Origin of the sequence: Streptomyces sp. BK340 (genome assembly GCF_007827595.1) — a bacterium.
Taxonomy (GTDB): domain Bacteria; phylum Actinomycetota; class Actinomycetes; order Streptomycetales; family Streptomycetaceae; genus Streptomyces.
Window position 1 is genome coordinate 77,173 of the sequence record NZ_VISR01000017.1, and the last position, 10,652, is coordinate 87,824.

Below are 10,652 nucleotides of genomic sequence, written 5' to 3' on the forward strand. Positions count from 1 at the left end.
TTTCCGACCCTGGTCACCAACCGGTCACGAGCCGGATGCAAAAAGTCACCGCAAGCCCCTCGTGGCGGAGATGTGTCTTCCCCCACACTGGGGGCGGTGCCGAGTCCCCAGGGCCTGTCCAGGAGCGCAGGCCGTCGACTCTCCGCTCCCGAAGTACCGCTGCCGCACACCTTGAGCAGCGATCATCCTGGAGGTCGCCCCCGTGCAGACCCAGACCCTCAGCCAGACCGACAGCAGCACCAGCAGCACCGCCGACGAGTCGGACGCCGAGTCCGACGTCCTCGTGGCCGTGCCCCCGCAGGGTCGCGCCCTCGGACACCCGGAAGGCGCCCCCGAGCCCGCGGAGCCGTCCGCCGAGGCGCTGCGTGAGGAACCGGACGAGCCCGAAGCGGCGGAGGAAGCCCCCGAACCCGTCGAGGCCCCGCCCGCCGCCCGCGCCGACACCGGCGGGCCGTCCTCGGACCTGTTCCGGCAGTACCTGCGCGAGATCGGCCGCATCCCGCTGCTCACCGCGGCCGAGGAGGTCGAACTCGCCCGCCGGGTGGAGGCGGGGCTGTTCGCCGAGGAGAAGCTCGGCAGCGCTGCCGACCTGGACAGTCGGCTCGCGCTCGACCTGGACCGGCTCGTCGTCATGGGCCGGATGGCCAAGCGCCGCCTCATCGAGGCCAACCTGCGGCTCGTGGTCTCCGTCGCCAAGCGGTACGTCGGCCGCGGTCTGACCATGCTCGACCTGGTGCAGGAGGGCAACCTCGGGCTCATCCGGGCCGTGGAGAAGTTCGACTACGCCCGCGGCTACAAGTTCTCCACCTACGCCACCTGGTGGATCCGGCAGGCCATGTCCCGCGCCCTGGCCGACCAGGCCCGCACCATCCGGGTCCCCGTGCACGTGGTGGAGCTGATCAACCGGGTCGTCCGGGTCCAGCGCCGCATGCTCCAGGAACGCGGCTACGAGCCGGCACCGGAAGAGGTCGCCGCGCATCTGGACCTGCCCCCCGAGCGGGTCGGCGAGGTGCTGCGCCTGGCCCAGGAGCCGGTGTCCCTGCACGCCCCGGTCGGCGAGGAGGACGACGTCGCGCTCGGCGACCTCATCGAGGACGGCGACGCCACGAGTCCTGTCGAGTCGGCGGCGTTCCTGCTGCTCCGCGAGCACCTGGAGGCCGTGCTCTCCACCCTCGGCGAGCGGGAGCGCAAGGTCGTCCAGCTCCGCTACGGCCTGGCCGACGGCCGCCCGCGCACCCTGGAGGAGATAGGGCGCCTGTTCGGCGTGACCAGGGAACGGATACGGCAGATCGAGTCGAAGACGCTGAACAAGCTCAGGGACCACGCCTTCGCGGACCAGTTGCGGGGATACCTGGACTGAGGGGGCCGCCCACCTGGCGTGAGCGACCCCCCGGGATTCAGTCGACCTCGGCCACGGCCTGCGCGAACTGGGCCTTGTACAGCCGCGCGTACGCGCCGTCCGCCGCCAACAGCTCCGTGTGGGCGCCCTGTTCGACGATCGAGCCGTTCTCCATCACCAGGATCGTGTCGGCGTCCCGGATGGTGGAGAGCCGGTGTGCGATGACGAACGAGGTCCGCCCGTGGGCGAGTTTGGCCATCGCCTTCTGGATCAGCACCTCGGTGCGGGTGTCGACGGAGCTGGTCGCCTCGTCCAGCACCAGGATCGTCGGGTCGGACAGGAACGCCCGCGCGATGGTGATGAGCTGCTTCTCACCGGCGCTGACCCCCGTGCCCTCGTCGTCGATCACGGTGTCGTACCCCTCGGGCAGGGTGCGGATGAAGCGGTCCGCGTGGGCCGCCCGCGCCGCCTCCTCGATCTCACCCCGGGTGACCTCGCGCGAGGCGCCGTACGCGATGTTGTCCGCGATGCTGCCGCCGAACAGCCAGGTGTCCTGCAGCACCATGCCGATCCCGGAGCGCAGTTCGTCCCGGGACATCTTCCGGATGTCCACGCCGTCCAGGGTGATCCGGCCGCCCGAGACGTCGTAGAACCGCATCAGCAGGTTGACCAGCGTGGTCTTGCCGGCCCCGGTCGGGCCGACGATCGCCACGGTCTGACCGGGCTCCACCGTCAGCGACAGGTCCTCGATCAGAGGCTTCTCCGGGTCGTACCGGAAGGACACGCCCTCCAGCGCCACCCGTCCGCGCAGTTCCGCCGGCCGCTCGCCCGGTACCGGATCCGCCTCCTGCTCCTCCGCGTCCAGGAGTTCGAAGATCCGCTCGGCCGAGGCGACACCCGACTGCACCAGGTTCGCCATCGACGCGACCTGCGTCAGCGGCATCGAGAACTGCCGCGAGTACTGGATGAAGGCCTGCACGTCACCGATGGACAGTGCGCCCGACGCGACCCTGAGGCCACCGACGACCGCCACCAGCACGTAGTTCAGGTTCGACACGAACATCATCAGCGGCTGCATCACACCGCTGTTGAACTGCGCCCTGAACCCGGCCTCGTACAGCGCCTCGTTCTGCTCGGCGAACTGCTTCGCCGACTCCTGCTGCCGCCCGAACACCTTCACCAGGGTGTGCCCGGTGTACATCTCCTCGACGTGCGCGTTCAGCTTGCCGGTGGTGCGCCACTGCTGCACGAAGTGCGGCTGCGACCGCTTGCCGACCCGGGTGGCGACCACGAACGACAGCGGCACCGTCACCAGCGCGACCAGCGCGAGGATCCAGGAGACCCAGAACATCATCACGAGCACGCCGATGATGGTCAGCACCGAGTTGATCAGCTGCCCCATCGACTGCTGGAGCGTCTGCCCGATGTTGTCGATGTCGTTGGTGGCCCGCGAGAGAACCTCGCCGCGCTGGCGCTTGTCGAAGTACGACAGCGGCAGCCGGGACAGCTTCTTCTGCACGTCCTCGCGCATCCGGTACATCGTGCGGTTCACGGCCCGGTTGACCAGCCGGGTGGCGACCGCCATCAGCACACCGGCGACCAGGAAGGTGCCCAGCGCGAGCAGCAGGACGTTCCCGACGGCATCGAAGTCGATGCCCTTGCCGGGGGTGAAGTCGGTGCTCTTCAGCATGTCCGCGATGGAGCCCCGGCCCCGCTCGCGCATCGACTGGAGCACCTGCTCCTTGGTGGCCCCGGCCGGCATCCGCCGGCCGATGATGCCGGCGAACACCAGGTCGGTGGCCCTGCCGAGGATCTTCGGGCCGATCACGCTCAGGGCGACGCTGACGACCACGCACAGCAGCAGGGCGTAGATGGTGACCCGTTCGGGCCTGAACCGGGCGACGAGCCGTTTGCCCGACCCCTTGAAGTCCATCGAGCGCTGGTCGGGGCCGCCCCCGGCCATCATGCGTCCCATGGGCCCGGCCATCAGGCAGCCTCCGCTTCCGTGAGCTGGGAGAGAACGATCTCCCGGTACGTCTCGTTGCCCGCCATCAGCTCGTGGTGCCGGCCGGTGCCGACCACCAGGCCCTCGTCCAGCACGACGATCCGGTCCGCGTCCCGGATGGTCGCCACACGCTGGGCGACGATGACGACGGTCGCCTCGGCGGTCTCCTGGGCGAGAGCCGAGCGCAGCGCCGCGTCCGTCGCGTAGTCGAGCGCGGAGAAGGAGTCGTCGAAGAGGTAGATCTCCGGGCGCTGCACGAGGGTGCGGGCGATGGCGAGGCGCTGGCGCTGACCGCCCGACACGTTCGTGCCGCCCTGCGCGATCGGCGCGCCCAGGCCGCCCTCCAGCTTCTGTACGAAGTCCTTGGCCTGCGCCACCTCGAGCGCGTGCCACAGTTCCTCGTCGGTGGCGTCCGGGTTGCCGTAGCGCAGGTTGGTCGCGACCGTCCCCGCGAACAGATACGGCTTCTGCGGCACGAGCCCGACGGTCTTCGCGAGCAGCGCCGGCTCGACCTGCTGGACGTCCACACCGTCCACCAGGACCTCGCCCTCGGTGGCGTCGAACAGCCGCGGGACCAGACCGAGCAGCGTCGACTTGCCGCTGCCGGTCGAGCCGATGACGGCGGTCGTCTCGCCCGGCCTGGCCACCAGCTCGATGGACTTCAGCACCGGCTCCTCGGCACCCGGATAGCGGAAGCCCGCGCCCCGGATCTCCAGATGCCCGTGCCGGCGCAGCTCGACGACCGGGGAGAGCGGCGGCACCACGCTCGAGTCGGTGTCCAGGACCTCCTGGATGCGCTCGGCGCACACCTCCGCGCGCGGCACCATCATGAACATGAAGGTGGCCATCATCACGGACATGACGATCTGCATCAGATAGGCGAGGAACGCGGTCAGGTCGCCGATCTGCATTCCGCCGCTGTCGATGCGGTGCGCGCCGAACCACACCACCGCGATCGACGACAGGTTCACCACCGTCATGACGATCGGGAACATCAGCGCGAGCATCCGGCCGGTGGCCAGCTGCATCTCGGTCAGGTCGCCGTTCGCCTTCCCGAACCGGCCCTGCTCGTACTCGTCCCGGACGAAGGCGCGGATCACCCGGTTGCCGGTGATCTGCTCGCGCAGCACCCGGTTCACCGTGTCCAGACGGACCTGCATGGCCCGGAACAGCGGTCGCAGCCGGCGCACGATCAGCGTCACGGAGATGCCGAGCACGGGCACGACGGCGACGAGCACCGCGGACAGCGGCACGTCCAGGCCGAGCGCCAGCACGATCCCGCCGACACACATGATGGGCGCCGACACCATCAGCGTGAACGTCATCAGGGCCAGCATCTGGACCTGCTGCACGTCGTTGGTCGTACGGGTGATGAGTGAGGGCGCCCCGAAGTGACCCACCTCACGCGAGGAGAAGGACTGCACCCGGTCGAACACGGCGCCGCGCACGTCCCGGCCGAGGGCGGAGGCGGTGCGGGCGCCGTAGTACACGGCACCGATGTTGCAGACGACCTGGGCCAGCGAGATGCCGATCATCAGGGCGCCGAAGGACAGGATGTAACCCGTGTCCCCCTTCACGACGCCGTTGTCGATGATGTGGGCGTTGAGTGTGGGCAGGTAGAGGGTGGCGCAGGTCTGCAGGAACTGCAGCAGCACCAGAAGAGCTATGGGTTTCCTGTAGGGCCTGAGGTAGGTCCGCAGAAGTCGTATGAGCACGCTACGTCTCTCGGAGTCGGCGGTGGAGGCTGGACGGTTGCCCCTGGCCCCTATCGTCGAACACTCCACCCGCGTTACCTCAACCGATTAACCCAACAGCGGTGCCCGTACGGCCTTATGGGTTTGCAGCGCTATGGGCGAAATGCCCCGGGATGGGTCTGCTCCCGCACGGACACGAACTGCTGCCGCACGGCCTGCCCCACAGCCAGTTGGTCGCCCGGCTCCAGAACCTGCGCGGCCGGCCCCGGCCAGCCCGGCGGGGTGCGCGGGTCGAGTGTGCCCTGCGACACGCCGATCGCCCACGCGGCCTGCCGGGCCGCGCCGATCGCCGCGTAGTCCGCGGGCTGCGGTACGACGACCTGCGCGCCGAACAGCGAGGGCGCCGCGGCCTGCACGGCGGGCAGCTCGGCGGCCTGGCCCAGCAGGAAGACCCGCCGCACCTCCACGCCGCGCCCGCGCAGCACGTCCAGCGCGTCGGCCAGCCCGCACAGCATGCCCTCGAACGAGGCCCGCGCCAGATGCTCGGGCTTCATCGACTCGCGCCGCAGCCCGGCGAGCGTCCCGGCGGTGTGCGGCAGGCTCGGCGTCCGCTCGCCCTCCAGGTACGGCAGGAGCACCAGCCCGTGCGACCCCGGAGTCGACTTCATCGCCAGCTCGGACAGGCTCTCCAGGTCCGGCAGGCCGAGGAGTTCGGCGGTGCCGCGCAGGGTGCGCACGGCGTTCAGGGTGGTGACGACCGGCAGGTGCATGCCGGTGGCGTCGGCGAGGGACGTGATCATCCCGGTCTGGTCGGCGAGTGCCTCCGGGTGCACGGCCATCACGGACCCGGAGGCCCCGAGCGACACGACCGCGTCGCCGAGCCCGATCCCGAGCCCGAACGCGGCCGCCATGGTCTCCCCGGTGCCGGCCGAGATCAGCAGCCCCTCCGGGGTCGTGCCGGCCGCGTCCGCCGGGCCGATCACCTCGGGCAGCATCGCCTGGTGGCCGAGCGCCAGCTCGACCAGGTCGGGCCGGTAGCCGCCGGTGCCGGCGGACCAGTACCCGGTGCCGGAGGCTCCGCCGCGGTCGGTGGTCCGGCGCACGGGCCGCCCCAGCAGCTGCCACACCAGCCAGTCGTGCGCCTGCAGCAGGGCGGCGATCCGGTGCGCGTTCTCGGGTTCGTTCTTCGCGAGCCAGCGCAGCTTGGTCACCGGCTGTGCGGCCTGTGGCACACAGCCGACCGCCTGCGCCCAGGCCTCCCGGCCGCCGAGCGCGTCGATGAGGTCGGCCGCCGCGACCTGTGCCCGCTTGTCACCGCCGACCAGCGCCGGACGCACGGTGTTGCCCTGTGCGTCCAGCGGGACCAGCGCGTTCTGCTGCGAGGAGACACCGATGGCCTGCACGCCCTCCAGCAGGCCGCCTCCCGCGGCCTCGCCCAGGGACAGCAGCCAGGCCTGCGGATCCACGTCGCTGGGCCGCCCGCCCGCGCCGTCCGGTGCCTCCACCGGATGCGGGGCGTACCCCTGCCTGAGTACGGCGCCCGTGTCGGCGTCACAGACGACGATGCGCGTGAAATCGGGCGAGCTGTCCAACCCGGCGACTATCCCCATGTCCGAAATTCTGCCGCATCGGCGCGCTTGGTTTGGCCGTGGGCGCCGAGGGAGTTGCTGTCCCCGGCCGGGCGTGGGCGCGGCTACGTGTTGCTGGTGCCCCAGTCGTCCTCCGGGAAGCCGTTGGTGTTGCGCTCGCGGAGCGAGCGGACGCGTTGGGTCACCGACTCGGGGACATGGTCCCCGACCTTGTGGGTGACCGTGTGGAAGGCCTTGCCCGCGTAGACACGGCCCTGCTGGGCGGCGGTCTCCGCGGTGTTGCGTACGGCTGGGTTCTGCGCGATCTGACGAGCGGACTTCTTCAGCTGCTCGTAGCGCTCGCGCCCGGCCCTCGTGCCGAGTACGTAACCGAGGGCCAGTCCGGCGACGAACGTGAGCCGGTAGCGCATGGCTGCCACCTTTCCCTGGGGTAGGTCTGTGGTGCGGCGTCGGGACCGGGGGGAACCGATTGGCGGAGCACCCCCCTGCTTGCGCTAATGTATGTGTCGCAGCGAGCGACCGCCGCCTGGTGAACACCCAGGTAGGTACGTTCGATGCAACGAGGCGATCCTCCGTAGCTCAATTGGCAGAGCAGCCGGCTGTTAACCGGCAGGTTACTGGTTCGAGTCCAGTCGGGGGAGCTTCGGTCCTCCGTAGCTCAATTGGCAGAGCAGCCGGCTGTTAACCGGCAGGTTACTGGTTCGAGTCCAGTCGGGGGAGCACGCTGAACGAGGACCCTTCGGGGTCCTTTTTCATGCCCGCGGGAACCACGGTGCACGCGCCGAAGTCCTTCAAGGTCAGGAAGCAGCGCAGAAGCCGACCATCCGAAGCAGGAGATCGTATGAGCGGCTATGCTGCGGCAGACGGCGCGCACACATGTACGCGACACGCCGCTATGGGGCGGTAGCTCAGCCGGTTAGAGCAGCGGACTCATAATCCGTCGGCCGTGGGTTCGAGTCCCACCCGCCCCACCAGGCGCCGCAGGCGCAGAAACGATGTGACGTCTCCGGACGTCAGGACGGTGGCCGACACGCCGAGGCGGCGGCCACCGCTCACCCGCCCGGGCCAGGATCGGCGAGACCGCCGTAGCCCGCGATTCAACCCGCAGCGGTGAATGTCCGTCGAATTGGCAGTGCATTGTTCGCGGCTATTGCCGGGCGCTTTCCGGTGCGCAGAACCCTTTCCTGGTCCGATCCTGCCCGGTGCCCGCGGCGCCCGCGGTGCCCGCGGCGCCCGTGCGGGCCGCTGGAGCAGCTCGTCGAGGGTGGTGCGGTCGGGGCGGCCGTCCTCGGCCCACGGAGCCGGGACGGAGCGGCTGGACGTCCATCGGACAGCCGATCGGCCGACCCCGCCCGGCGGCATACTGTGCGCATGGAACGCATAGGGGGCTACCTCGTCGAGCGGAAGCTCGGTGAGGGAGGGATGGGGACCGTCTTTCTCGCGCGGACGCGGGGCGGCCGGGCGGTCGCGCTGAAGGTCGCCAAGGCCGAGCTGGCGGCGGACCCGGTCTTCCGCGAGCGCTTCCGCAGCGAGGTCGAGGCGGCCCGTATGGTCGGCGGCTTCCACACGGCGCCGGTGGTGGACGCGGACGTCGACGGCGACCCCCTGTGGCTGGCGACCGCCTACATCCCCGGCCCCACCCTCGCCGCCCGGCTCGCCGCCCAGGGCGCCATGGACGAGCAGCAGTTGCGGTCGCTGGCCGCCGCCCTCGCCGAAGCGCTGGAGTCCATCCACTCCCGCGGTCTGGTGCACCGTGATCTCAAGCCCGGCAACATCATCATGGCCGAGGACGGGCCGCGGGTCCTCGACTTCGGCATCGCCCGGGCCGTCGAGTCCACCCGCCTCACCGCCACCGGCACCGCCTTCGGCACACCCGGCTTCCTCGCCCCCGAACAGGCCCTGGGCAACGATGTGACCGGCGCCGCCGACGTGTTCGCCCTCGGCGCCGTCCTGGTCGCCGCGGCCGGCGGCAGCGCCTGGGGCGAGGGCACGCCCATGGGGCTGATGTACCGCTCCGTGCACGAGCCGCCGAACGTGTCCGCCGTACCCGCCGCGCTGGTCGACCTGGTGTCGGCATGCCTGGCCAAGGACCCCGCGGACCGGCCGACACCCACCGGACTGCTGGACCGGCTGACCGGGGAGCCACCGGACCGGACCCCGCCGGCCGCGACGCCGTACACCCCGACGGTCGCCGCGCCCGCGACGCCTCCGCACGCCCGGGCGGCACCGCCCGCGTCGTCCTGGACGCCTCCGCACCAGGCGGCGACGCCCGCCCGGCCCGCGATGTCCCCGCACCTCCCCCTGCAGCCCGCGACCCCGCCGCAGGTTCCGTACGGCTTCGGGCCGCCGCTTCCGTACGGCGCGCCGGAGGTCGAGTTCACCGACCGGGATTCCCGGGTCGTGGTGAACGCGACCGGGGTGGTCCTCGAAGTCGCCGGTGCCGCGGCGGACTTCGAGTGGGCGGAGATCGCCGGTGTCGTACGAACGCCCTCCCCGCGCGGCAGCCGGCTCACCGTGACGGTGCGGCTGTGGGACGGCGGTGTGTACTCCTGCGAGCTGAACGCCCGCCGCTCGGCCCGGCTCACCGAATGGATCGCCCACCTCGACCACGTCCTCGGCTGCTACCTGGCCGGCCGGTAGCCGTTCAAGAACCAATACGTGGCCTGTACTTGGCTTGGACATGCCCTGTGCTGGGCACGCACCTCCTACGGGAGCTGCCGAAGGGGCGGTGCCGGCAGTAGGAGGGCGTCATGGACCGTCGGATCCGGGTACGTGTCATTCGTCGGCCCGCCGCCCCGCGTGGGCAGGAGATCGACCGCAGGACGCCCTCGGGGCGCATCCTGCCGTACTGATGACCTGAAGAACGAGGAAGCCCGCCCGCGCGGGGCACCGCGGGCAGGGCACGAACCGCCGGGCCGTCTCAGGCGGCCAGCGGGTCGAGCAGCAGCGGATCGACGCGGCCCTCCAGCATGGCCCCGAGACCCTCTACGGCGCACAGGTCGGGCCGTTCGGCGATGTGCACCGGAACCCCGGTCGCCTGCCGCAGCATCTGGTCCAGGCCGGGCAGCAGCGCCGAGCCGCCGACCAGCACGATCCCGCGGTCGGCGACGTCGGCCACCAGGTCGGGCGGGCATTCGCGCAGCACCTTGCCGATCCCGTCCAGGACGGCCGTCAGCGGGGTCTGGATGGCGTCGCGCACGGCGGCGGTGTCGACGTGCACGCTGCGCGCGAGCCCCGTGGCCACGTCCCGCCCGTGGATCTCCGTCCAGGCCGGACCGTGCGAGGTGAGCCCGTTGCCCGACAGGGCGAGCTGCAGCGGCCGTACGGCCTGGCTGGGCAGCATCAGCTCGTGCTCGTGCCGCAGATGCTGCACGATCGCGTTGTCCACGGCCTCACCGCCCACCGGGATCCGCTCGGCGACCACGATGGATCCCAGCGACAGCACCGCCACCTGTGTGGCCGCCGCCCCGCACACCATGATCATCGTGGCCTCGGGCCGCTCCACGGGCAGCCCGCACCCCACCGCGGCCGCGACGAGCGTGTCCACCAGCTCCACCCGCCGCGCACCCAGCCCGACCAGCGTCTCGATCGTCGCCCGCAGGGCCAGCGGGTCCGCGCCGTGCGGGGTGCAGGCCGCCGCGCGCAGCCGGGGCTTGCGGCGCAGCGCCCTGCGCATCTTGTCGCCGAGCAGGTGACGCAGCATGCGCTGGGCCATCTCGATGTCGACGATCGTGCCGCCGGAGACGGGCCGCTGGACGCTGATGTAGGCCGGCGTCTTCCCGGTCATCTGCTCCGCGAACTCGCCCACCGCGATGAGGCCACCGGTACGAATGTTCACGGCCGCGACCGAGGGCTGGTCGACGACGAGACCGGCACCCTTCACATACACCCGGGTACGGGCCGCACCCAGATCGACGGCGAAGTGGCAACGGCGCAGCTGGTCCAGACTGACGGTCACGGCAGATCCTCCCGAGTGCGCAGGCCTTGCGGCCGGACGGCGGCTTCTTTCGATCCTCCGGGGGAAT

At 71.0% G+C, this 10,652-nt stretch carries 6 protein-coding genes, 3 tRNA genes and 1 pseudogene; 5 read left to right on the plus strand and 5 right to left on the minus strand.

Going from position 1 to position 10,652, the window contains the following annotated elements; all coding sequences use genetic code 11:
* Window positions 1–87: 87 nt before the first annotated feature.
* A pseudogene (locus FB157_RS27120) lies at window positions 88–1,360 on the plus strand (RNA polymerase sigma factor).
* Window positions 1,361–1,397: 37 nt separating this feature from the next.
* On the opposite strand, the gene FB157_RS27125 reads toward FB157_RS27120, so the two are convergent.
* The 4 genes from FB157_RS27125 to FB157_RS27140 all read right to left on the minus strand — a co-directional run bounded on the left by FB157_RS27125 (window position 1,398) and on the right by FB157_RS27140 (window position 7,037).
* On the minus strand, window positions 1,398–3,326 hold the full coding sequence (locus FB157_RS27125) for an ABC transporter ATP-binding protein (RefSeq protein WP_145883279.1): 1,929 nt from the start codon (window positions 3,324–3,326) through the stop codon (window positions 1,398–1,400).
* Entirely contained in the window at window positions 3,326–5,059 is a 1,734-nt protein-coding gene (locus FB157_RS27130) for an ABC transporter ATP-binding protein (RefSeq protein WP_145883280.1), read from the minus strand. The genes FB157_RS27125 and FB157_RS27130 overlap by 1 nt, the downstream gene beginning before the upstream one ends.
* 131 nt (window positions 5,060–5,190) lie before the next feature.
* Entirely contained in the window at window positions 5,191–6,648 is a 1,458-nt protein-coding gene (locus FB157_RS27135) for an FGGY family carbohydrate kinase (RefSeq protein ID WP_145883281.1), read from the minus strand.
* Window positions 6,649–6,731: 83 nt separating this feature from the next.
* Window positions 6,732–7,037, minus strand: coding sequence for a YtxH domain-containing protein (locus FB157_RS27140; RefSeq protein ID WP_145883282.1), 306 nt, complete (start codon window positions 7,035–7,037; stop codon window positions 6,732–6,734).
* Between the two features lie 158 nt (window positions 7,038–7,195).
* Between FB157_RS27140 and FB157_RS27145 the strand changes: the two genes are divergently transcribed.
* The 4 genes from FB157_RS27145 (at window position 7,196) to FB157_RS27160 (ending at window position 9,267) form a co-directional block, all read left to right on the plus strand.
* A tRNA-Asn gene (locus FB157_RS27145) sits at window positions 7,196–7,268 on the plus strand.
* Window positions 7,269–7,274: 6 nt separating this feature from the next.
* Window positions 7,275–7,347, plus strand: a tRNA-Asn gene (locus tag FB157_RS27150).
* A gap of 177 nt (window positions 7,348–7,524) precedes the next feature.
* Window positions 7,525–7,601: transfer RNA gene (locus FB157_RS27155), tRNA-Ile, on the plus strand.
* 397 nt (window positions 7,602–7,998) lie between these two features.
* The gene (locus FB157_RS27160; RefSeq protein ID WP_145883283.1) at window positions 7,999–9,267 is read left to right on the plus strand and encodes a serine/threonine-protein kinase; all 1,269 of its coding nucleotides are present in this window, start codon (window positions 7,999–8,001) and stop codon (window positions 9,265–9,267) included.
* 280 nt (window positions 9,268–9,547) lie between these two features.
* Here the strand turns inward: FB157_RS27160 and FB157_RS27165 are convergent, their stop codons facing one another.
* On the minus strand, window positions 9,548–10,585 hold the full coding sequence (locus FB157_RS27165; RefSeq protein WP_145883284.1) for a rod shape-determining protein: 1,038 nt from the start codon (window positions 10,583–10,585) through the stop codon (window positions 9,548–9,550).
* Window positions 10,586–10,652 lie beyond the last annotated feature (67 nt).